Source organism: Streptomyces sp. NPDC050448, from assembly GCF_040655295.1.
Classification (GTDB): Bacteria; Actinomycetota; Actinomycetes; order Streptomycetales; family Streptomycetaceae; genus Streptomyces.
Window position 1 is genome coordinate 57,360 of record NZ_JBFAJR010000023.1, and the last position, 21,421, is coordinate 78,780.

Consider the following 21,421-nt stretch of genomic DNA (forward strand, 5'->3'; position numbering starts at 1 on the left):
ATAGCTCAACTCACCAGGGGACACATGTCGTTCGACTCGGAATGGGCCCAGCACAAGGCCGCCGTACTCGCGCAGCAGTCACCCGCCATGCGCCTCAACCACGCGCCCGCCGATGCCGGTACCCCGGGCAGCCCGGCCGGGAGTCTCGTCGCCGGGGCCCAGTCCATCAACGGCAACGCCAACCTGCTGATCGAGATCGCCGCGCTCCTCCACGAGGGCCGGCCCGACGGCGACGCGAGCACCATGGCGCGCGCCCCGCGGGCGCACGCCGACGTCTCGGCGGAGGCCCTGCGCTTCGCCCGCTTCGCCGACGACCAGTTCAAGGACACGATCAACCTGTTCGCCGCCCTGGCCACCAAGCTCAAGACCACCGGCACCGACTTCGCCCAGGTGGACGACGGAACCGCCCGCAACTTCCTCGACAGCATCCTCGACGGGGGCCAGTACGTGAAGCCGGAGTCCAAGTGAGCCTGAGCCACCGCAAGGACGTCCAGTTCCTGGAGGAGTGCAACCCGGCGCTGGTGGAGCGCAACGCCGCCGAGTTCAAGCGGCTGCGCGATCTGCTGGTGCAGGCCGAGGAGCCCGCCCGGCGCGCCGAGACCGGTACGGAATGGCACAGCGACGGCAGCCACACGTACACCTCGCGCCTGTCGGAGGCCCGCCAGCTCGTGCTCCACATGGCCGAGGGGTACGACAAGGCCGCGAGCGCCCTGCACGCGTACGCGGACGCCCTGACGACCGCCAAGTCCCACTACGGGAACGGCAAGCGCACCGAGCGCAAGCTCGCGGCGCTCATCGCCACGAAGGGCACCGCGATCACGCGCACGGCGCAGGAGGCGGAGCCGATGTGCCAGTGGGAGGACATGCGGGCGACGACCGGGGTCATGGACTTCCTCGCCGAGCTCACCATGGACGTGGACGACATCCGCGACGAGGCGAACCGGCTCCACGACGACGCGGGCGGCAGCTTCTACCAGGCCAAGACGGCCGAGCAGGAGGCGCGCAGCGTCTGCGTGCACGCGCTGAAGCAGGCGTACGAGCTGCTGCCCGAGTTCAAGCTGAAGGGCAGTGCGGGCGGAGTCGACGTCTACGCGGCGATGGCCGACATGCGCCGCGAGGCGGCGGAGGCCCGCGCCAACCCCCTGACCCATCTGCCGGGCAGCGGCCCGAAGAAGGACATGACCGGCTCGTTCGGGAACGAGCCGGTCTCCCCCGAGCTGCGCGACATCCGGATGCGGGTGGCGGGGCTGCCGGAGGCGGACGACAACTACTGGGACCCGCCGCAGTCGGACGAGGGGCGGGCCGAGTGGATCCGCAACAACAAGGAGATCCTGCGCGCGGCCGCCCAGCGGGCGGGCCTGCCGGAGGAACTGGTCGCCGGGATCGCCTGGAAGGAGGTCGGCGGACAACCGGGGATCTTGGACGACGGCGTGGACTTCCTCCGCCAGGCGGCCGACGCCCCGTGGGGCCTGAGCCCCATCACGGCCGAGAACCTGCCGGACCGGGCGGGCGGCAAGCCGGACCAGACCTCCTTCGGCCCGATCGCCGTCCAGCTGCGGCGCGGCGCCGAGGTGCTCGGCTACGACCCGGAGCACCTGACCGAGCAGCAGCGCAACGTGGTGAAGTCGGCGCTCCAGGACCCGAAGCAGAACGCCTTCATCGCCGCCGGCTTCCTGGCCCAGATCAAGGAGGAGACCGGCTACGCGAACATCCCGGCGGACCAGCTGACCGAGACCCAGATGCAGGAGATCGCCGCCCGCTACAACGGCGGCCCGTACTGGGAGTCGCAGAAGGCCCAGGACTACGGGGATGATTTCCGGAACAACCTCGGCAACGTGAAGAAGGCAATGCAATGACGTACGGGCGCGAGAGCATCGACCTGCCCGAGGACCGGGGCTGCCTCCAATGGGTCCTGGGCATCCCGCTGGTTCTGATCTACCTGCCCGCGGCGTACATCTGCGTCCTCCTGCTGACGGCGGACCCGATCGCGGCCCAGGACCAGCGCACGCGCGACGACGCCTACACGATGGGCGGCGTCGCACTGTGCATCAGCTTCGCCGGGCTGCTGCTCTCCCTCCTCCCGGTCTACCGCCGGACGATGAACCGGTGGTGGTACGCCGTACCGCTCGTCCTCGGCGCGATCGCCTACTTCGGCGGGGTGGCTGTGGGCTGAGCCGTCTCAGGTGGCCGGCAAGACCGTGCCGTCCGTGCCGATGTCGAACCCCTGCGAGTAATGGAGTGTCGTGTTCACGAGCTCCGTGTCACTGACGGAGCCGAAGGCGACCCAGGCCCCGGACTGCACCCGGTTCCCTTTGACTTCGTTTCCGAGCGAGCATTGAGCGAGACCGCTGTACCAGGTCTGTCCCGCGTTGATGACGATCTCTCTCCACGTGCCCGGATGCGACGGGCAGTCCTTGGGAACCGCTCTGATGTAGCCCTTCACCAACACCGTGACGACCTGCTGGACGGTGCCCGTGTTGCGCACCTTGACACCGAACTGAGCCCCTCCCGTCCCGCTCGCTGCTTGGGTGCAGGGCTGGAACTCGACTCTGGGGTCACCGGTGGGGAACCACCTGGTCGCGCAAGCCACGTCCTTGGACGGGTAGGCGGAGGTGAGCGTCGCCGACCGGGGGGTAGGCGCTGCCGACGCCGTCGGCGGCGCCGCGGCGACAGCGGCGGGCTGCCCGGCGCCCCCCGCACTCGGCGAAGCGGGCGCGGCCGACGGGGACGGCGACGCGGCGGCGGAGGCGCTGGGTGACGATGCGGCGGGCGAGGACGGGGCGTCGGCGGGAGCCGAACGGGCGTTGTCGACGTTCTCGGTCCTCAGCTGGCCATACTGGAGGGCGACGATCGTCGCCGGTGCCGCGATCACCGCGACGGCCCCGCCGACGGCGAGGGCGAGCCTTCGGCCCTTCAACGCCCCTGCTCGCGGTCCGGACGGGGCCGGCCCGGTCTGCTCGGCTGCGGGCTCGGTAGCGGCCGACGGGTACACGTTGAGGTTGTAGACGTTGCCACCCTGGGCGATGTTCTGGGTCCCACCGTCATACGCGGCGTTGTCCTGGCGGACGGGCCCGACCGGCTTGTTCGGGCCGTCTGGCTTGTCTGGCTTGTCTGGCTTGTTCGGGGCGGTCACCGCTGCCGCCGGCCGGGGTCGCCGACGATGATGTCCCCGCCCTGGGTGATGTTCTGGATGCCGCCCCCGTACGCCGTGTTGTTCTGTACGAAGGTCTGCTGGGCCACCGGCAGCTCGCCCTGGACGCGGGCGATCAGCTCGCCGAGCTCCGCCGCGAGCTGCGGCTGCTCCTCCAGGAGGTCCTTCAGCCGGCCGCGCCACTCGGCCTCGAGGTCGCGTCGTACGGACTCCAACTCCTGGGATGAAGCCGCCCGGCTCACCTCCGCGGCGAGGCGGTCGAGCCGACCGGCCGTGGTCTGTTCGGCCTGCGGGTTCCCGCGTCCGAGGAGCCGGGTGAAGCCGGACCGGGTCGTCTGCCATGCATCGGTCGCGGCCGCGCTCACCAGAGCCGTACCGCCCGTCGCAGCCAGCATCTCCAGAGCTTCCGTCAGCACCCTGATCCTCCCGGTGACCGGCCTTCGCGGGTGAACTGCCCGCGAGATCAGACAAGTTAATGCATCATCAGCGACGGCGCGAACGGCCCTGACAGGACCGTTCGAGCGCACCGACCCGAGGCACGCGACGTACACCTCACTCGGCGGGGAGCCCGTCGGTCGAGCAGGTCTCCGCGGACAAGGGAGCAGGGACAGGGCAGCAGCTCGGTGCAGCAGCACGATCTCGCAAGGACGATCTGGACCGGCTCAAGGTCGCGGTGGCGCGGGTCGACGACCGGAGCAGCCGGGTTTATCTGCACGGTGTCGACTGAGCACTGGCCGGCACCACTCGCTCTACACCCCGAGGTCGCTGCGCATGGCGGCTCGCATGGCGCGGAGCAGGGGCCAGAGCTCTTGCTGGGCCCGGGCCACGGTCTCCTCCGACTCGTCCGGCTCGGGCTCGCCTCGTTCAAGTCGCTTGACCTGGCCGTACACCTTGCTCAGGGCGTGGTTCACCACAGTCGCCTCCTTGAGCACTTCGTCGGGGGCGATCATCTGAGCCTCGGAGTAGCGGTCGCGCTGGGCGTCCTTGGCCTCGTCGAGCGCATCCCGGTCCCCGTCCTCGATGCCTCGTTCCCGCATGACGTGCAGATGGCGGTTGAGCGCCGTGGTGAACTGCCGGGCGTCCCGGTTGAGTTCCACGTAGCACGTGCGCCGCAGCTCGCGGCCCTCGTGTATCTCCTCGTGTTCGCGCACGAGCTCGATCTCCCGCCGCTTGGCCCGCTCCGCCCCGCGCTGCGCGAGTATCGACCCGCCCAGCGTGCCCGCGACGCCCGCTACCGCAATGACCACCGCCCCGACATCCACCCCTGGCCCCCTTCCTCCGCGCCGCGAAACGTGCGGCCGTTCAACCACTCGTGGGCCGCAACCGAAACCAGGGCCTGGTCGGCAACCTCGTAACCGCATGCGCGTATGCACGTTACACACAGCACTGATAAGTAGTCAGAACCAGCGGGAGCGGGCATGGCCAAGCCGAATCGTGTGGGGATATACGTCCGGATCAGCAAGGACCTCAAGGGGCAGGAGCTGGGCATCAAGAGGCAGGAGAAGGCATGCCGCGAGCTGTGTGAGGCACGAGGCTGGATGGTGCACAAGGTTTACCCGGAGAACGACACTTCGGCATCGACCACGAGCCGCAAGAAGCGCCCGCAGTACGCAGAGATGATGCGGGACGCGAAGGCCGGCGTGATCGACACGGTCGTCGTGTACTCGATCGACCGCCTTACGCGCCGTATCGCGGAGCTGACGGCGTTCCTGGAAGAGCAGAAGGAGCACGGCTTCCAGTTCGCCACGACAGAGGGCGAGGACACCTCCACCGCTTCCGGCCGGATGATCCTCACGATCAAAGGCGCTGTGGCACAGCAGGAGACCGAGCGCATGGCTGAGCGCATCAACGCCGCTCTGCTCCAGCGCCGCGAGAACGGCAAGCCACACGCGGGCGGCGCTCGGGTCTTCGGCTTTGAGCCAGGCTCCAACTTCCAGAGGATCGTGCCCGAAGAGGCCGACCTGATCCGCCGTGGCTACCGCATGCTGATGAGCAACAAGACACCCGGCGACGTTGCCCGCTCATGGAACGCGGAAGGCGCACGCAGCGTTGGCACCCAGACGGCCTGGACGATCCACGCGGTCAAGCGCGTATACCGTTCGGAGCGTGTCGGTGGCATCGTTACTTACAAGGGCCAGGACATCGGCGACAGCATCTATCCGCACCCGCTCACGCGCGGGGAGTGGGAGAACGCCCAAGCGGTGTTGGACGCTCGCGCCACACCTCCCGCCTGCGGGTCCGGCAAGCGCAAGCACCTCTATTCGGGCTTCCTGAAGTGCGGGCACTGCAAGTCGACGATGCGGGTCCAATGGGCCACCATGCAGGGCCGCACCTTCCGGCGCACCTTCTGTCACTCCGGGCAGGTGGGCGCGAACGGCGAACTCGGATGCGGCAAGGTCAGCCGGAAGTACGAATGGATCGAGGAGCGGCTCAACGAACTGGTGGAGGATGCCCTCGCCCAGCGGAAGCCGAAACCACAGATCGTCCCCAGCGAGGATCTCACCGAAGAGATCAAAGTCCTTGAAGAGCGGATCCGCCTGCTCCGTCTTCGTTGGAAGGAAGGCCGGATGGAGGATGAGGACTACTTCGAATCGCTGACCCATCTTCGCGGCCGGCTACAACAGCTCCGCAGCCGGGAAGCGGCGGCCGCTGCAGCAGAGGTCCGCACGGAGACGGACCCCATAACGGTATGGCGGGACGAGGAAGCGGAGAATCTCGAACCACGACGTGCGATCGTCGCCACCGTAATCGAGAGGGTCGACGTCTACAGCGTGGGCCGTGGACGCCGCAAGCCGCCCGACCTCTCATCCATCAAGGTCATGGCGGCCCGAGCTCTGTCGGATTGAGCGGCATCTCATGAGCACAGAGGACCCCGGATCGGGTGAAATCCGGGGCCCTCATGTTGCTGTGGTCCAACAGCCCTTACGCAGTCACGGAAACTGCGACCTTCTGCTCCGCCTCGCGGGCGTCCGCGTTCACGTCGTCGATCGGCGACGACTTTGCCGCGCTGTACGCGTCACGGTCGAGGATGTTCTCACGGGCCGCCACCAGCAGCGGGCATACAACTTGCCCGGCGACGTTCGTGGCGGTGCGCATCATGTCCAGGATCGGGTCGATCGCCATCAGCAGGCCCACGCCCTCCAGGGGCAGGCCCAGGGTGGAGAGGGTCAGCGTCAGCATGACCGTGGCGCCCGTCAGGCCGGCCGTGGCGGCCGAGCCGACCACCGAGACGAAGGCGATCAGCAGGTAGTCGGTGATCGTCAGCTGGACGTCGAAGATCTGCGCGATGAAGATCGCGGCGAGCGCCGGGTAGATCGCGGCGCAGCCGTCCATCTTCGTCGTGGCGCCGAACGGGACGGCGAAGGACGCGTACTCCTTCGGGACGCCGAGGCGTTCGGTGACCTTCTGGGTGACCGGCATGGTGCCGACCGAGGAGCGGGAGACGAAGGCCAGCTGGATCGCGGGCCAGGCGCCCTTGAAGAACTGGATCGGATTGACCTTGGCGACCGTCGCGAGGAGCAGCGGGTAGACGCCGAACATCACGAGCGCCGAGCCGACGTACACGTCCGCGGTGAAGGTCGCGTACTTGCCGATGAGCTCCCAGCCGTACGAGGCGATCGCGGTGCCGATCAGGCCGACGGTGCCGATCGGGGCGAGGCGGATGACCCACCACAGGGCCTTCTGGAGCAGCTCCAGGACCGACTCGGCGACGTTCAGGAGCGGCTGCGCCTTGTTGCCGAGCTGGAGGGCGGCGATACCGGCGACGGCGGCCAGGAAGACGATCTGGAGCACGTTCAGCTCGGTGAACGGCGTGATGACGTCCTTCGGCACGATGCCGGTCAGGAAGTCGAGCCAAGAGCCGGTGCGCTTGGGCAGCTTGCCGTCCTGCGGGGTGAGGCCGGTGCCGGCGCCCGGGTTGGTCAGCAGGCCGATCGCGAGACCGATGCCGACGGCGATCAGCGAGGTGATCATGAACCAGAGCAGGGTGCGCGAGGCGAGGCGGGCGGCGTTGTTCACCTTCCGCAGGTTGGTGATGGACACCAGGATCGCGAAGAAGACGAGGGGGGCCACGGCCAGCTTCAGCAACTGGACGAAGATGTCGCCGATCTGCTCGAGGGTCTTGGCGAGCCAGCTGACGTCCTGGCTGCGGGCGAGCCAGCCGAACAGGACACCGAGCACGAGGCCGGTGACGATCTGGGCCCAGAACGGGAACTTGAAGGAGGCCTTGGCAGGGGCCTGAGGGGTCGCGGACACGGACACACTCCGGGGGTGATGCGCAAAGAAAGAGGGGCAAAGAGAAGAGGGGGCGTGGGCTCAGCGACAGCCACAACAGGCCGCGGACACGCGGCGGCAGAGGTCGACGTGCAGGCGCGCCACGAGCAGGACACCCGTGGTCATTTCGTGCGCAACTGTGGTCAACATGTTTAACACGCTAACACTTTCCCTTTGAGAACCTCAAAGGTGCACTTTGAGCCAGGGGGAGCCGAGAGGGAGCCGGGGGACACCCCGAAACGCCGAACCGCCCCAGCGCGCGGGGGAAGTTCCCGGCGCTGGGGCGGTTCGGTGTGTTTTCGGTGTGTGACGCAGCTAACTCATGCGCGCGCGGCGTCGTCGGCCGCGTCCTCCTGGGAGCGGTTCGCGGCGAGCCGCTCCTTCGCACCCGCGACGCGTCCGGAGATCTGCACGGACATCTCGTCCCGCTGCTTGCGCAGGAGCACGAAGGAGAGCGGCGCGGAGACCACGAGGGCGAGCAGCACGACCCAGGCGGGGTTGGCGTCGCCGAGGCCGGCCGGCACCCAGCCCAGGTTGACCAGGAGGGCGACCAGGACCAGGCATCCGACGAAGATGCCCAGGCGCATCGCGGTGTAGCGGATCGTTGCGCTCGGCTTGAGGGACACGGTGACCCCTTCTCTCTCGTCAGTACGTCGGTACGTCGGTACGTCGTCACGTGCCCGTCCAGTGAAGCACGGCGCAGGTACGGACAAACCCGCCGGGGGTCAGTGCAGCGGCAGCAGCATCGTGATGTCGTCGCGGTCGTCGCCCGGGGCCACCCGGATGGCGTCCGGGACGCGGCCGACCTCCTTGTAGCCGCAGGCCGCGTAGAAGCGCTCCAGGCCCATGCCGCCGCGGCAGCTGAGCCGGATCGCCTCGACGCCGTCGAACGAGCGCGCGGCGTCGGCGACGGCCTCCATCAGCGCCCGGCCGGCGCCCTGGCCCTGGAGGCCGGGGCTGACCATCACGGTGTAGGCCCAGACCCAGTGCGTCTGCAAGCGGTGCGTGTTGAACGCGATCACGGCGGCGGCCCGCACCCGTCCGTCCCTGTCACGGCCGACGACCAGCCGGTGGCGCCCCTCGGCCATCGCGACGAGGTGTCTGACCAGCTCGGGCCGAATGTCCTCGGCGGTGACGGGCGGCACGAACCCGACCGCGCCGCCGGCGTTGGAGACCTCGGTCCAGAGCTCGGTGACGCCGTCGCGCAGCACGGGGTCGACGACCGGGTCGACCGTGAAAGTAAGGGTCATGGACGAAGATTATCTATTACCTCCGACTCGGGCAACGGACGTACCGGACGGACGACGTGCGGACGCACACGCGAAAGGCCCCGGTCCTCGTGGGACCGGGGCCTTCCAAGCCGTTGACCGCGTCGGTCAGAGGCGCATCGCCTGCGGGGTCTCGCGCAGGGCCGCGTCCGGGCCGGGGTACTCGCGGATGATCTCGTAGCGCGTGTTGCGCTCGACCGGGCGGAAGCCCGCCTCGCGGATCAGCTCGAGCAGATCGTCACGGCCGAGCTTGTTCGGCGTGCCGTAGTTGTCCGCGTCGTGCGTGATCTTGTACTCGACGACCGAGCCGTCCATGTCGTCCGCGCCGTGCTGCAGCGCGAGCTGGGCCGTCTGCACACCGTGCATCACCCAGAAGACCTTGACGTGCGGCACGTTGTCGAACAGCAGCCGCGAGACGGCGAAGGTCTTCAGCGCCTCGGCGCCGGTCGCCATCGTGGTCCGCGCCTGGAGCCTGTTGCGGACCTTGCCGTCCTGCATGTCCACGAAGTCGTGCTGGTACCGCAGCGGGATGAAGACCTGGAAGCCCCCGGTCTCGTCCTGGAGCTCACGCAGCCGCAGCACGTGGTCCACGCGGTGGCGCGGCTCCTCGATGTGCCCGTACAGCATCGTGCTCGGGGTCTTGAGACCCTTCTCGTGCGCGAGCCGGTGGATGCGCGACCAGTCCTCCCAGTGGGTGCGGTGGTCGACGATGTGCTGGCGGACCTCCCAGTCGAAGATCTCGGCGCCGCCGCCGGTGAGCGACTCCAGACCGGCCTCGATCAGCTCGTCCAGGATGTCGGAGGCCGACATCCCGGAGATCGTCTCGAAGTGGTGGATCTCGGTCGCCGTGAACGCCTTCAGCGAGACGTTCGGCAGCGCCTCCTTCAGCGCGGAGAGCGAGCGCGGGTAGTACCGCCACGGCAGGCTCGGGTGCAGGCCGTTGACGATGTGCAGCTCGGTGAGGTTGTCGTTCTCCATGGCCTTGGCCAGGCGCACGGCCTCCTCGATGCGCATCGTGTACGCGTCCTTCTCGCCCGGCTTGCGCTGGAACGAGCAGTAGGCGCACGACGCGGTGCACACGTTCGTCATGTTGAGGTGGCGGTTCACGTTGAAGTGGACGACGTCGCCGTTCTTGCGGGTGCGCACCTCGTGGGCGAGGCCGCCCAGCCAGGCCAGGTCGTCGGACTCGTAGAGGGCGATGCCGTCCTCACGGGTCAGCCGCTCGCCGGAGCGGACCTTCTCCTCCAGCTCACGCTTGAGCCCAGCGTCCATCGGCCGGTCGCCTCCTTGAGTGTCCTGCTGTCCTGTACCGCTGCCCGCACCACTGCCCCGTACGCACAGCCCTGCCCAACCCCGCAACCGTACTCTTAGCCCTCCTCGGGCAGGTCCCCGACCCGGTTCTCCCACTTCGTGGAGAGCACGATGGTGGTACGGGTGCGGGAGACGCCCTTGGTGCTGGAGAGCTTCCGGATGATCCTCTCCAGCCCGTCGACGTCGCCGGCGCGCACCTTGAGCATGTACGAGTCGTCGCCGGCGATGAACCAGCAGTCCTCGATCTCCGCCAGGTCGCGCAGCCGCCGGGCCACGTCCTCGTGGTCCGCGGCGTCGGAGAGCGAGATGCCGATGAGCGCCGTGACGCCGAGGCCGAGCGAGGCCGCGTCGACGGTCGCGCGGTAGCCGGTGATCACGCCGGCCGACTCGAGCCGGTTGATCCGGTCGGTGACGCTGGGGCCGGAGAGGCCCACGAGCCGGCCCAGCTCCGCGTACGAGGCACGTCCGTTCTCCCGGAGTGCCTGGATGAGCTGCCTATCCACCGCGTCCATATACCTGGAGCCTTCCATTATTCGGCGATCCCGCAAGTTTACGTATAGAATCAAAGGCACACAGGGACAACACCCTGTGAATCTTTCAACAGATCAACGATGATCTCGATGATCTGACGAGCATCAGGAGTGGTTCACCGTGTACACGATCGAGATGGCCTACGCACACATGCGACAGCTCCAGGAGCTGGCCAACCGATCCCGCACCGACCAGCCCGCCGCCGCCCACCGCGTCGACCGGACCCGCAAGCCGAGCACTGCGAAGAAGCGCTAGTCACCGCTTGCCTCCCGGGGGCGGGACGCTCCACCGAGCTCCCCCTCCCACCGGCGGTACAGCCGGTGCGGCACCCCTGCCGCATCCAGCACCCGCCCCGCGACGAAATCCACCAGGTCCTGGATGTGCGTCGCACCCGCGTAGAACGCCGGAGAGGCGGGCAGCACCACTGCGCCCGCCTCGTCCAGCGCCACCAGATGCTTGAGCGTCTGCCCGTTCAGCGGGGTCTCCCGCACCGCGACCACCAGCCGGCGCCGCTCCTTGAGCGTCACGCTCGCGACGCGCTGGAGCAGGTCCTTCGACAGTCCGAGCGCCACCCCCGCCACACAGGCCGTGGACGCCGGCACGATCAGCATCCCCTTCACGGGGTACGAGCCCGAGCTCGGCCCGGCGGCCAGGTCGCCGGCGCCCCAGTGGCGGACACCGTCCAGTTCCGGCCGGGCGAACGTCGCCGGCTTGCCGTCCGCCCCGCGCTCGAGCCAGGCGGAGAGATCGTCCCGCCAGTGCGCGTCGCGGTAGGCGATCCCGGTCTCGTCCAGCAGGGTCAGCCGCGAGGCCCGGCTGACCACCAGGTCCACGCTCTCCCCCGCCGCCAGCAGTCCGCGGATCACCGCGGCCGCGTACGGCGTCCCGGACGCCCCGGAAACCCCGACCACCCACGGGGTGCGCTTGCCGTCAGTCATAGCTCCGAGACTATCCGGCCACTGCAAAACGACGCTGGGTAAGGTGCCCAGAGCGTTGGGCTACAGGCTGAGGCCGCGGGCCAGGAGGTCCGCCAGGGCGCAGACGAAAAGGGCCATGCCGATGAAACCGTTCACCGTGAAGAAGGCGCGGTTCAGACGGGACAGGTCGTGCGGCTTCACGATGGTGTGCTCGTAGAGGAAGGCCCCCACGACCACCAGCAGGCCGACCCAGAAGAACGGGCCGGCGTCCGTCGCGACCGCGTACCAGGCCAGCAGGCCGGTGGTCACGACGTGCGCGCCGCGGGCGCCCCACAGGGCCGCCGGGACGCCGAAGCGGGCCGGGACGGACTTGACGCCGTCCGCGCGGTCCGCGGCCACGTCCTGGCAGGCGAAGATCAGGTCGAAGCCGCCGATCCACACGCCCACCGCGAGGCCCAGTATCACCGCGTCCCAGGACCACTCACCGGTGATCGCCAGCCACGCCCCGACGGGGCCCATGGCCTGGGCCAGGCCCAGGATGGCGTGCGGGAAGTTCGTGAACCGCTTGCCGTACGGGTACACCACCATCGGGATCACCGCGACCGGCGCCAGCGCCAGGCAGAGCGGGTTCAGCAGCGCCGCCGAGCCGAGGAAGACGGCCAGCGCGATCCCGGCCCCCGTCCAGGCCGAGCGCACGGACACGGCGCCCGTGACGAGCTCGCGCCCGGCGGTGCGGGGGTTGCGGGCGTCGATCTCCCGGTCGATGATCCGGTTGGCGGCCATCGCGAAGGTCCGCAGCCCCACCATGCAGACGGTGACGAGCAGCAGCTCGGCCCAGTGCATGGTCCGGTCGAGCCGGAACATGGCGGTCAGCGCCGCGATGTAGGCGAAGGGCAGCGCGAAGACCGAGTGCTCGATCATCACGAGCCGCAGGAACGCCTTCACCCTGCCGGTCGGCTGCGGCGCCGGGCCGGGCCCGATCACCCCGTCGGCGGTCGTCATCATGCGAGGGCTCTCCGGAACTCTTCGATGTCGGCCAGCAGTTCCGCCGTGGGGAGCGGGCCGAGCTCCAGGGTCCGGGGGGCGCCGTCGTGGCCCTCCGGCGGGGTGACGTGCGCGGTGACCTGCCAGGTGTCGGCAGCCGGGCGCGCGTCGAGGCGGAGGAAGTTCCCCGCCTCGGTGGTGAACGGCGCGCCCGCCGCCAGGGCGGCCTGGAGCTGCTCGGCGAAGTCGTCCGCCTCGATGTCCCGCGCGCCGGGCAGTTCGAAGCCGTCGCCCTCGCCGTCCGCATCGAGCATCAGCGCCCAGACGTTGCCGGGGCCCGCGAACTCCTCGGGCGTCACACCCGCCTCGGCCGCGGCCTCGCGGACGCCCGGGTCCGCCGGGTCGAGCTGCGGGCGCAGCAGGGCGACGTACGTCTCCTCGCCGCCGATGAAGAGGGCCGGGCCGCCCATGCCGATGGCGCTCACAGGCCGTACTCCTTCCAGCGGCGGTCCACCAGGGCCGCGGTCGCCGGGTCGGACTCCACCATGTCGGGCCAGCCGCCGTCGCGGGTGTAGCCCTCCTCAGGGAGCTTCTTGGTGGCGTCGATGCCCGCCTTGCCGCCCCAGAACTGCTGGTACGAGGCGTGGTCGAGGTGGTCGACCGGGCCCTCCACCACCGTGAGGTCGCGGGAGTAGTCGGTGTTGCCGAGGGCCCGCCAGGACACCTCGTGCAGATCGTGGACGTCGCAGTCGGCGTCCACCACGATGATCAGCTTGGTCAGCGACATCATGTGCGCGCCCCAGATGGCGTGCATGACCTTCTGGGCGTGCTTCGGGTACTTCTTGTCGATCGAGACGATCGCGCAGTTGTGGAAGCCGCCCGACTCGGGGAGGTGGTAGTCCACGATGTCCGGCACGATGATCTTCAGCAGCGGGAGGAAGAAGCGCTCGGTCGCGCGGCCGAGCGGCCCGTCCTCCGTCGGCGGCCGGCCGACCACGATCGACTGGAGCAGCGGGCGCTTGCGCATCGTCACGCAGTCGATCTTCAGCGCCGGGAAGGGCTCCTGCGGGGTGTAGAAGCCGGTGTGGTCGCCGAAGGGACCCTCCGGCAGCATCTCCCCCGGCTCCAGCCAGCCCTCGATGACGACTTCGGCGTTGGCCGGGACCTGGAGCGGAACGGTCTTGCAGTCGACCATCTCGATCCGCTTGCCCGCGACGAACCCGGCGAAGAGGTACTCGTCGATGTCGCCGGGCAGCGGCGCGGTCGACGCGTACGTCACGGCCGGCGGGCAGCCGAAGGCGATCGCGACCGGCAGCCGCTCACCGCGCTTGGCGGCGACCGCGTAGTGGTTGCGGCTGTCCTTGTGGATCTGCCAGTGCATGCCGATGGTGCGCCTGTCGTGGCGCTGGAGGCGGTAGAGGCCGAGGTTGCGCACGCCCGTCTCGGGGTGCTTGGTGTGGGTGAGGCCGAGGTTGAAGAAGGACCCGCCGTCCTTGGGCCAGGTGAACAGCGCGGGCAGCTGGTCCAGGTCCACGTCGTCGCCGGTGAGGACGACCTCCTGGACGGGGGCGGCGTCGCCCTTCACCTTCTTCGGCGGCACGTGCACCATCGAGCCGAGCTTGCCGAAGGCCTCGCGGACCCCGATGAAGCCCTGCGGGAGCTCCGGCTTGAGCAGGCCGCCGATCTTCTCGCTGATCTCGCCGTAGGACTTGAGGCCGAGGGCCTTCAGCAGGCGCCGGTCGGTCCCGAAGACGTTCATGGCCAGCGGCATCGCCGAGCCCTTGACGTTCTCGAAGAGGAGGGCCGGGCCCCCCGCCTTGTTCACTCTGTCGACGATCTCCCCGACCTCCAGGTACGGGTCGACTTCGGCCTTGATGCGCTTGAGGTCGCCCTCCCGCTCCAGAGCCCGGAGCAGCGAGCGGAGATCGTCGTAAGCCATAGGGGCCAGTATCCGTCACCGACTAACCTGGGAGTGTCACCGGGGCCCGAGGCGGGTCCCCCGTCACTGCTGGGGAGTCGGTCCCACACCGTGCTGCGCTATCTGCCGTTCCTGCTGATCCTCGCGCTGACCATCTACGCCTTCATCGACTGCCTGAACACCCCCGAGGAGGAGGTCAAGCACCTCCCCAAGGTGGTCTGGGTGATCATCATCCTGCTCTTCTCGATCGTCGGCCCCGTGGTGTGGCTGTTCGCGGGCAGGCAGCGGTCCGCGGTCGGCGGCGGGCGGGCGCGCCGGACGCAGTGGGTGGCGCCCGACGACAACCCGGAGTTCCTGAGGTCCCTCGGCGAGGAGCGCGACAGGAACAAGGACCGGGACAAGGACAAGGACTGAGCGCTGCGGCGGCCGTCCGCGACGCCCGGGCGTGTGGCGCAGGACGCGATTGAACGCGTTCAAGGCGACTGCAAGAATGTGCGGATGCCGGAGAACTGCGGAGGGCCGCGGGTCGTCGACACGATCCTGCGCAATCTGCTCGCGTACGGGGTCGCCGTCGCCGCCCTGCTCGCCATGGCCGGCGGCAATCCGCAGACCCACCACGCCGCCCCCGCCGTCTACGACGCGCGCACCGCCGAGATCGTCGGCACCTGGCGCTGCGTCGAGGGCACCGAGGTCGTCTTCCGGGCCGACGGGACCGCCACCGTCACCCTCCTCGACGGGCAGGAGCGGGACTACGACCACGGCTGGCGGCTCTCCGGCTCCGGCACGTGGAAGCTCATCAGCCGCGAGCCCGCCGGCTGGAACTACGGCCAGCACGTCCGCCTCCACCTGCCCACCCCGACGGGCGCCGGGGCCAGGGGCGGCGCACCGCACCGGCAGACCGCGCCCGCAGGGTACAAGTGGACCTTCGAGCTGCGCCGCAACCAGCGCCAGACGCTCGAGCTGTACTTCTTCTTCGGCGATCCGGACGCGCGCAGCGCCTACGTCCTGGAGAAGGACGCGTAGGACGCCCGCAGCTCCGCCCAGCGGGCGTCCGTCCACCGGGCCCAGTCCGCCGGATGGCCTTGCAGCGCGGATTCCAGCAGCTCGAAGTGGTGATGCCAGCCGGCCAGGCAGTCGAGGCGGTCCTCGTCCGAGCCGGCCCGCTCGTTCAGGAAGCGGATCACGGTCGAGTCCGTCCCCACCGCCTCCAGATGGAAGCGGATCCGGCCGTGCTCGGTCACCGTGTACTCCGCGACCCGCTCGACGTCCCAGGCCGTGACGTGGCCCGAGACCGTCGCCCCGCCGTTCAGCCAGCGCAGGGTGACGACCCCGCCGAGCCTGCGCTCCAGGACGTCCGCCGCGGCCAGCCAGCCGCGCAGTCCGTCCGGCGTGGTCAGGGCGGGCCACACGGCCTCGTACGCGCTCGGCACGTGGACCTCGAAGCGCAGCAGCCAGCGGCCCTCGCCGCGACTCTCACTGGTGGCATGACTCACGGGTGCCATGCCACCAGCGTCCCACTCCCGCGGGTCAGACGCCTGCGTACGAGTGCTTGCCGTTGAGCAGGATGTTCACGCCGTAGTAGTTCCAGATCCAGCAGGCGAAGGCGAAGAGCGCGAGGTACGCGGCCTTGCGGCCCTTCCAGCCGGCGGTGGCGCGGGCGTGCAGGTAGCAGGCGTACGCCACCCAGGTCACGAAGGACCAGACCTCCTTGGGGTCCCAGCCCCAGTAGCGGCCCCAGGCGTCGCCCGCCCAGATCGCGCCCGCGATGATCGTGAAGGTCCACAGCGGGAAGAAGGCCGCGTTGATCCGGTACGAGAACTTGTCGAGCGTGGACGCCGAGGGGAGCCGCTCCATGACCGAGGTCGCGAACCGGCCCGGCCGGCCGCCGGCGGCGAGCTTGGACTCGTACCCGTCGCGGAACAGGTAGAGGACCGTGCCGGTCGCGCCGATGTAGAAGACCGCGCCGCAGATGATCGCGGTGGAGACGTGGATCCACAGCCAGTACGAGTGCAGGGCCGGGACGAGCTGGTCGCTGGCGGTGTAGAGCCAGGTGGTGGCGATGCCCAGGTCCAGCAGGACGGTGGTGACCAGGATCAGGCCCATCCAGCGGACGTTCTTCTTCAACGCCAGCAGGATCAGGTACGCGCCGACGGCCACCGTGGAGAAGGTGAGCGAGAACTCGTACATGTTGCCCCAGGGGGCCCGCTGCACGGACATCGCGCGGGCCACGACACCGGCCGCCTCGATGAGGAAGGCCAGCGCCGTCAGCGAGACCGCGATCCGGCCGTAGAGGTCGCCCTCCTCGGTGCCGCCGGCCGCGCCGGGGCCGTCCGGGACGTCGCGGGTGCCGGCGGCGGAGCGCGTGACGACCTTCGGCTTGTCGAGGACGGCCGTGCCCCCGCCCTTCCCGCGCACCTGGACGGCGGGAGCGCCGGCGGCGCCCGCGGCCCCGGCCTTGGCTCCGGTCAGCGCCGCGGCCGTACGGCCCACCTTGCTGCGGCTGCCGAAGATCCACTCGGCGATGTGGGCGAAGAAGGCGAGCGTGTAGACCGCCATCGACGAATAGACCAGGTAATTACTGATCTGAGCCAAATTCTCGTTGACTTCGGCTGCGAGCGGCGTCATCCGCGCTCCCCTTCGACAGTTTCCTTGACAGGTTGGTCGGGCGCCGTGGGCGCCTGCTGGTGGAGGGCGGCGGCGAGCTGCCCCAGCTCCTCCGGGAGCTTGGCCGACTCGCTGCGGCCGAGGCCCGCCATCTCGACGACGGTCACGCCGTCCTTGCCGGCCACCGCGCGCACCCAGACCCGGCGGCGCTGGATGAACAGCGACGCGGCCAGGCCGCCGATGGCGGCGATCGCGCCCGCGAGGGCGAGGCCGCTGCCGGGCTGCCGGGTGATCGAGAAGGTGGCCCAGCGCTCGACGCCCTCGAACTTCACGGTGCCCGCGCCGTTCGGGAGCTCCATCGTCTCGCCGGGCAGCAGCCGCTTCTTGAACAGCTGCCCGTCGGGGTCCTTGAACTCCTGCATCTTGGAGGTGTTCAGCTGGTACACGTTCTGCGGCAGGCCCGCGTCCACGCCCAGGCTGCCGTGGTAGGCGCTGAGGGCGAGGACGGGGAACTTGAGGTCCGGGAACTGGGAGAGCATCGTGCCCTTGCCCTCGCCGGCGAAGGTCGGCACGAACATGGCGTTGAAGCCGAGCTGCTCCTTCGTGCCGTCCTTGTCGTGGTAGCCGTCCGCCACCTTCACCGCGCCCGAGGAGCTGAGGTTCGAGTCGAAGGGCAGCATCGGCACGGCGTCCTTGTAGACCACCTTGCCGGTCGGGTCGGTCACCGAGACGATCGGCGCGTAGCCGTGGCCGATCAGGTAGACCTTGGCCCCGTCGACCTCCAGGGGCTTGTTGACCTGGATCTCGCGCTTCTGCGGTGCGCCGTCCGCGCCGTCGCTGAAGGTGACGTACGCCGTGAAGTCGCGCGCGGTGCCCTTCTGCGGGCCGCTCTCCTCGTACGTGGCGTCGAACCTGTCGAGCGTGAACGAGAAGGGCGACAGGTCCTCGGGGGTGAACAGGCTGCCGGACTTGAAGTCGTCGTACTGGGTGAGCGTGTTCGCGAAGCCCTTGCCGCGCAGGACGAGCTTGCCGCCCTCGGACTTGAACAGCTGGCCCCAGGCGAACGCGATCAGCATCACGATCAGGGCGACGTGGAAGGCCAGGTTGCCGGCCTCGCGCAGATAGCCCTTCTCGGCGGCGACGGAGGACGCGCCGGCCTCGGTGCGAAAACGCCGCCCGCCGAGGACCGTCTTCGCGTGTGCGAGCACCTCGTCGGGGGACTTCTCCGTACGCCACGTCGTGTACGCGGGCAGCCGGTCCAGCCGCTTCGGTGCGCCGGGCGGGCGGCCGGTGAGCTGGCCGACGAACTGCCAGCTGCGCGGGACGATGCAGCCGATCAGCGAGATGAACAGCAGCAGGTAGATCGCGGAGAACCACACCGAGCTGTAGACGTCGAAGAGCTGGAGCTTCTCGGCGAGCGGGACCCAGAAGGAGTGGTCCTTCTTCCACTGGGCCACCTTCATCGCGTCGACCTGGGTCTGCGGGACGAGGGAGCCCGGGATGGAGCCCAGGGAGAGCAGGAAGAGGAGGATCAGCGCCACCCGCATGGAGGTGAGCTGCCGCCAGAACCAGCGGATCCAGCCGATCACGCCGATGCCGACGGGACCGCTGTCCTCCGCGGGGGCGGTGGACAGCTGCGCGCCGGCGGCGGCCTCGGCGGAATCCACCGGGTCCTCGGACGGGTTCGGCGCCTCGGTGGACGCCTTGTCTGTCGTACTCATGTGCGTGTAGTCCTCAGATCCCCACCGTGAAGCCTTGGGTCCAGCTCTGCATGTCGCTGACGATGCTGTCCCACAAACCTGTGACGAGCAGCAGCCCGGTCAGGACCAGCATGCCGCCGCCGATCCGCATCACCCATGCATAGTGCTGCTTCACCCAGCCGAAAGCGCCGAGCGCCTTGCGGAAGGCGATCGCGGCGAGGATGAAGGGCAGGCCCAGGCCCAGACAGTAGGCGACGGTCAGCAGCGCGCCCCGGCCGGCGCTCGCCTGGTCGATGGAGAGCGTGTTGACGGCGGCGAGGGTCGGGCCCATGCAGGGGGTCCAGCCGACGCCGAACAGCACGCCGAGCACGGGCGCGCCGATCAGGCCCGCGGTCGGCTTCCGGTGGAAGCGGAACTCGCGCATCGTCAGGCCCGGGATCAGGCCCATGAAGAAGAAGCCGAGGACGATCACCAGGCCGCCGAGGACCCGGGAGATGATCTCCTTGTTCTCCTGGAGCGTGGCCCCGAAGTACCCGAAGAGCGCGCCGGTGGAGACGAACACGGCCGTGAAGCCGGCGATGAACAGGCTCGCTCCGGCCAGCATCCGGCCGCGCCGGGCCTCGGCGAGGTCGGCCCCGCTGACGCCGGTGACGTAGGAGAGGTAACCGGGGACCAGCGGCAGCACGCAGGGCGAGAAGAAGGAGACGAGCCCGGCGAGGACCGAGATGGGCAGCGCCAGCATCAGGGCCCCGCCGAGGACCGTCGTGTTCACGCCGGCCGGCTCGGCGGCCAGGGTGAGGAGCTCGGGGACCATCAGGTCACTGCTCCGCGAGCAGCGGGTCGATCATCGAGCGCAGCTGCTCCTCGTTGACCGCGACGAGGGTGCGGGCGGCGATCCGGCCCTGCTTGTCGAGGACGATCGTGGAGGGGATGGCCTGCGGGTTGAGCGTGCCCGCGGGGAAGCGGAGCAGCAGCTTTCCGTCCGGGTCGTAGAGGCTCGGGTAGGTGATCCCGAAGTTCTCCTCGAAGGCGACGGCGTTCTGCTTGCTGGTGTCGCGGGTGTTGATGCCGACGAAGGCGACGTCCTTGCCCGCGTCGGCGAGGTCCTTGGACACCTTCGCGAAGTGCGGGGCCTCGGCGCGGCACGGCGGGCACCAGGATCCCCATACGTTGAGGACGACGACCTTGCCCTTGAGGGTGGTGGTGTCCAGGGCCTTGCCGTCGACGGTCTCGCCGTCGAGCTTGGGGGCCTCGGTGCGCGCGTCCTTGGCGACGGTGGAGATGCCCCGGGTGCCGGTCACGTAGTTGCCGCCGCCGGAGCCGTTGGGCTTGCCGCCGGAGTCGCCGCACGCCGACAGGGTCAGGGCGCTCGCGAGGGTCACCGCGGTGAGCAGGAGAGCGCGGCCGCTGGTCGAGCGGCTGCTGATGCGGCGACGACGCGCGCGGCCAATTCTCATGTGAAAAGTTTCGCATGACTGATTTGCGGATCTTCCGCGCCCCCCGAAGGTGTGTTAAGCCGCTGGTCAGGCACCGGAGAGGTACGTGCGCCAGCCACCGTTCGGCGACTGGCCGGGAGCCAGCTCCTGGAGCCGGGCCAGCAGCCTGGGGTCCTGGACGTCGAGCCAGTCGGCGAACTGCCGGAAGGAGACGAGCCGTACGTCCTTTTTGTCCGACATGCCCTTGAGGGCTTCCTCGACGGCGTCCATGTAGATGCCGCCGTTCCACTCCTCGAAGTGGTTGCCGATGAAGAGCGGCGCCCGGTTCGTCTCGTACGCGCGCCGGAAGCCGCCGAGGTAGGAGTCGGTGGCCTGGGTGCGCCAGGCCGGGTAGTTGGAGGGCGCGCCGCGGGTGGTGTTTTTCGACTGATTTGCGAGGATGTTGTAATCCATCGACAGGACTTCGAAGGAGTGCCCGGGGAACGGCATGGACTGCAGCGGCAGGTCCCAGATGCCCGACTTCTTCCCCGGCCACACCTGGAGGCCGCCGGGCGAGGAGGCGTCGTAGCGCCAGCCCAGCTTCTGCGCGACGGGCAGCAGGCTGTCCTGGCCGAGGAGGCAGGGGGTGCGGCCGCCGACCAGCTCCTTGCGGTAGTCGAAGGGCAGGGGTTCGACGTCGGTGAAGCCGGTGTTGGTCCGCCAGTTGGTGACGAAGGAGACGGCCTGGTCGATCTCGCTCTGCCAGTCGTCCGGGGTCCAGTGGGCCACGGAGCCGGAGCCGCCGCAGAAGTGGCCGTTGAAGTGGGTCCCGACCTCGTGGCCGTCGAGCCACGCCTCGCGGACGCACTTCAGGGTGCCCCGGACGTTCTCGTCCTTGAGGTAGCCGATGTCGGAGGCCCCGACCGGGTTGTTCGGCGGCTTGTAGAGGTCCTTCTTCGACTCGGGCAGGAGGTAGATGCCGGAGAGGAAGAAGGTCATGGCCGCGCCGTGGTCCCTGGCGAGCTGGAGGAAGCGCGGGAAGAGGCCGTTGCCGATCTCCCCCGCACCGTCCCAGCTGAACACCACGAACTGCGGCGGGGTCTCGCCCGGCTGGAGCGGCACGGGCTTGGCCGGCTGCCGGGGCTGCGGGCCGGTGTCGGCGGTGGAGCCGTCACCGATCGGCCGGACCGCGGCCGCGGACCGGGACGGTCCGGGGCCGCCGGGACCGGGACGGCCCGGGCCGGACGGACGGCCGTCGGCGCCGCAGCCGACGACTCCGGCCGCCACCGCCGCGGCACCCAGCCCGAGCAGTCCCCTTCGGGTGAATTCGCGCGTCACTTCGCTCATGAA

Annotated in this window: 25 protein-coding genes; 7 read left to right on the forward strand and 18 right to left on the reverse strand. The window is 69.4% G+C overall.

Annotated elements, in window-relative coordinates:
- Positions 1-24 precede the first annotated feature (24 nt).
- The 3 genes from AB0I68_RS25135 to AB0I68_RS25145 are packed head-to-tail and all read left to right on the forward strand — an operon-like array spanning position 25 to position 2,173.
- Positions 25-468 (forward strand): hypothetical protein, encoded by a 444-nt coding sequence (locus AB0I68_RS25135; RefSeq protein WP_363179610.1) that lies wholly within the window; start codon positions 25-27, stop codon positions 466-468.
- A complete protein-coding gene (locus AB0I68_RS25140) occupies positions 465-1,856 on the forward strand; it encodes a hypothetical protein (RefSeq protein WP_363179611.1) in 1,392 nt (463 codons plus the stop codon). Before AB0I68_RS25135 ends, AB0I68_RS25140 begins: the two co-directional genes overlap by 4 nt.
- The gene (locus AB0I68_RS25145) at positions 1,853-2,173 is read left to right on the forward strand and encodes a hypothetical protein (protein ID WP_363179612.1); all 321 of its coding nucleotides are present in this window, start codon (positions 1,853-1,855) and stop codon (positions 2,171-2,173) included. The genes AB0I68_RS25140 and AB0I68_RS25145 overlap by 4 nt, the downstream gene beginning before the upstream one ends.
- A 6-nt stretch (positions 2,174-2,179) precedes the next feature.
- Here the strand turns inward: AB0I68_RS25145 and AB0I68_RS25150 are convergent, their stop codons facing one another.
- The 3 genes from AB0I68_RS25150 to AB0I68_RS25160 form a co-directional block, all read right to left on the reverse strand.
- On the reverse strand, positions 2,180-3,133 hold the full coding sequence (locus tag AB0I68_RS25150) for a hypothetical protein (protein WP_363179613.1): 954 nt from the start codon (positions 3,131-3,133) through the stop codon (positions 2,180-2,182).
- Positions 3,130-3,567 (reverse strand): hypothetical protein, encoded by a 438-nt coding sequence (locus AB0I68_RS25155; RefSeq protein ID WP_363179614.1) that lies wholly within the window; start codon positions 3,565-3,567, stop codon positions 3,130-3,132. The genes AB0I68_RS25150 and AB0I68_RS25155 overlap by 4 nt, the downstream gene beginning before the upstream one ends.
- Positions 3,568-3,900: 333 nt before the next feature.
- Positions 3,901-4,398 carry a hypothetical protein gene (locus AB0I68_RS25160; RefSeq protein WP_363179615.1) on the reverse strand — a complete coding sequence of 166 codons (498 nt, stop codon included), beginning with the start codon at positions 4,396-4,398 and terminating at the stop codon, positions 3,901-3,903.
- A 171-nt stretch (positions 4,399-4,569) separates the two neighbouring features.
- Here AB0I68_RS25160 and AB0I68_RS25165 point away from each other — a divergent pair, with 171 nt between their 5' ends.
- Positions 4,570-5,997 carry a recombinase family protein gene (locus AB0I68_RS25165; RefSeq protein ID WP_363179616.1) on the forward strand — a complete coding sequence of 476 codons (1,428 nt, stop codon included), beginning with the start codon at positions 4,570-4,572 and terminating at the stop codon, positions 5,995-5,997.
- A 76-nt stretch (positions 5,998-6,073) separates the two neighbouring features.
- Here the strand turns inward: AB0I68_RS25165 and AB0I68_RS25170 are convergent, their stop codons facing one another.
- The 5 genes from AB0I68_RS25170 to AB0I68_RS25190 form a co-directional block, all read right to left on the reverse strand.
- Complete coding sequence (locus tag AB0I68_RS25170) at positions 6,074-7,411, reverse strand: dicarboxylate/amino acid:cation symporter (RefSeq protein ID WP_363179617.1); 1,338 nt, start codon at positions 7,409-7,411, stop codon at positions 6,074-6,076.
- 332 nt (positions 7,412-7,743) lie between these two features.
- Positions 7,744-8,049 carry a DUF4229 domain-containing protein gene (locus AB0I68_RS25175; RefSeq protein WP_363179618.1) on the reverse strand — a complete coding sequence of 102 codons (306 nt, stop codon included), beginning with the start codon at positions 8,047-8,049 and terminating at the stop codon, positions 7,744-7,746.
- A 99-nt stretch (positions 8,050-8,148) separates the two neighbouring features.
- Positions 8,149-8,673 carry a GNAT family N-acetyltransferase gene (locus tag AB0I68_RS25180; RefSeq protein ID WP_363179619.1) on the reverse strand — a complete coding sequence of 175 codons (525 nt, stop codon included), beginning with the start codon at positions 8,671-8,673 and terminating at the stop codon, positions 8,149-8,151.
- A 126-nt stretch (positions 8,674-8,799) separates the two neighbouring features.
- On the reverse strand, positions 8,800-9,963 hold the full coding sequence (gene mqnE, locus AB0I68_RS25185) for an aminofutalosine synthase MqnE (RefSeq protein WP_363179620.1): 1,164 nt from the start codon (positions 9,961-9,963) through the stop codon (positions 8,800-8,802).
- A 95-nt stretch (positions 9,964-10,058) separates the two neighbouring features.
- On the reverse strand, positions 10,059-10,514 hold the full coding sequence (locus tag AB0I68_RS25190; RefSeq protein WP_266626675.1) for an Lrp/AsnC family transcriptional regulator: 456 nt from the start codon (positions 10,512-10,514) through the stop codon (positions 10,059-10,061).
- Between the two features lie 139 nt (positions 10,515-10,653).
- Between AB0I68_RS25190 and AB0I68_RS25195 the strand changes: the two genes are divergently transcribed.
- On the forward strand, positions 10,654-10,788 hold the full coding sequence (locus tag AB0I68_RS25195) for a hypothetical protein (RefSeq protein WP_266626677.1): 135 nt from the start codon (positions 10,654-10,656) through the stop codon (positions 10,786-10,788).
- Here AB0I68_RS25195 and AB0I68_RS25200 read toward each other — a convergent pair.
- The 4 genes from AB0I68_RS25200 to AB0I68_RS25215 are packed head-to-tail and all read right to left on the reverse strand — an operon-like array spanning position 10,785 to position 14,373.
- On the reverse strand, positions 10,785-11,471 hold the full coding sequence (locus AB0I68_RS25200) for a UbiX family flavin prenyltransferase (protein WP_363179621.1): 687 nt from the start codon (positions 11,469-11,471) through the stop codon (positions 10,785-10,787). The genes AB0I68_RS25195 and AB0I68_RS25200 overlap by 4 nt on opposite strands.
- Positions 11,472-11,531: 60 nt before the next feature.
- Entirely contained in the window at positions 11,532-12,455 is a 924-nt protein-coding gene (gene mqnP / locus AB0I68_RS25205) for a menaquinone biosynthesis prenyltransferase MqnP (RefSeq protein ID WP_363179622.1), read from the reverse strand.
- Positions 12,452-12,919 carry a hypothetical protein gene (locus AB0I68_RS25210; protein WP_363179623.1) on the reverse strand — a complete coding sequence of 156 codons (468 nt, stop codon included), beginning with the start codon at positions 12,917-12,919 and terminating at the stop codon, positions 12,452-12,454. The genes mqnP and AB0I68_RS25210 overlap by 4 nt, the downstream gene beginning before the upstream one ends.
- Positions 12,916-14,373 carry a menaquinone biosynthesis decarboxylase gene (locus AB0I68_RS25215; protein ID WP_363179624.1) on the reverse strand — a complete coding sequence of 486 codons (1,458 nt, stop codon included), beginning with the start codon at positions 14,371-14,373 and terminating at the stop codon, positions 12,916-12,918. Before AB0I68_RS25215 ends, AB0I68_RS25210 begins: the two co-directional genes overlap by 4 nt.
- Positions 14,374-14,463: 90 nt before the next feature.
- Here AB0I68_RS25215 and AB0I68_RS25220 point away from each other — a divergent pair, with 90 nt between their 5' ends.
- Positions 14,464-14,766 (forward strand): PLD nuclease N-terminal domain-containing protein, encoded by a 303-nt coding sequence (locus AB0I68_RS25220; RefSeq protein WP_363179625.1) that lies wholly within the window; start codon positions 14,464-14,466, stop codon positions 14,764-14,766.
- Positions 14,767-14,850: 84 nt separating this feature from the next.
- Entirely contained in the window at positions 14,851-15,375 is a 525-nt protein-coding gene (locus AB0I68_RS25225) for a hypothetical protein (protein ID WP_363179626.1), read from the forward strand.
- Here the strand turns inward: AB0I68_RS25225 and AB0I68_RS25230 are convergent.
- The 6 genes from AB0I68_RS25230 to AB0I68_RS25255 all read right to left on the reverse strand — a co-directional run bounded on the left by AB0I68_RS25230 (position 15,351) and on the right by AB0I68_RS25255 (position 21,418).
- Positions 15,351-15,854: an SRPBCC domain-containing protein gene (locus tag AB0I68_RS25230; RefSeq protein ID WP_363179627.1), complete on the reverse strand. Its 504-nt coding sequence runs from the start codon at positions 15,852-15,854 to the stop codon at positions 15,351-15,353. The genes AB0I68_RS25225 and AB0I68_RS25230 overlap by 25 nt on opposite strands.
- 25 nt (positions 15,855-15,879) lie before the next feature.
- Positions 15,880-16,977: a c-type cytochrome biogenesis protein CcsB gene (ccsB, locus tag AB0I68_RS25235; protein ID WP_363179628.1), complete on the reverse strand. Its 1,098-nt coding sequence runs from the start codon at positions 16,975-16,977 to the stop codon at positions 15,880-15,882.
- Positions 16,974-18,677, reverse strand: a complete 1,704-nt coding sequence (locus tag AB0I68_RS25240; protein ID WP_363179629.1) for a cytochrome c biogenesis protein ResB — start codon at positions 18,675-18,677, stop codon at positions 16,974-16,976. Before AB0I68_RS25240 ends, ccsB begins: the two co-directional genes overlap by 4 nt.
- A 13-nt stretch (positions 18,678-18,690) precedes the next feature.
- Complete coding sequence (locus AB0I68_RS25245) at positions 18,691-19,470, reverse strand: cytochrome c biogenesis protein CcdA (RefSeq protein ID WP_363179630.1); 780 nt, start codon at positions 19,468-19,470, stop codon at positions 18,691-18,693.
- 4 nt (positions 19,471-19,474) lie between these two features.
- Entirely contained in the window at positions 19,475-20,113 is a 639-nt protein-coding gene (locus AB0I68_RS25250; protein WP_363179631.1) for a TlpA disulfide reductase family protein, read from the reverse strand.
- Positions 20,114-20,179: 66 nt separating this feature from the next.
- A complete protein-coding gene (locus AB0I68_RS25255) occupies positions 20,180-21,418 on the reverse strand; it encodes a hypothetical protein (RefSeq protein WP_363179632.1) in 1,239 nt (412 codons plus the stop codon).
- Positions 21,419-21,421: the final 3 nt, after the last annotated feature.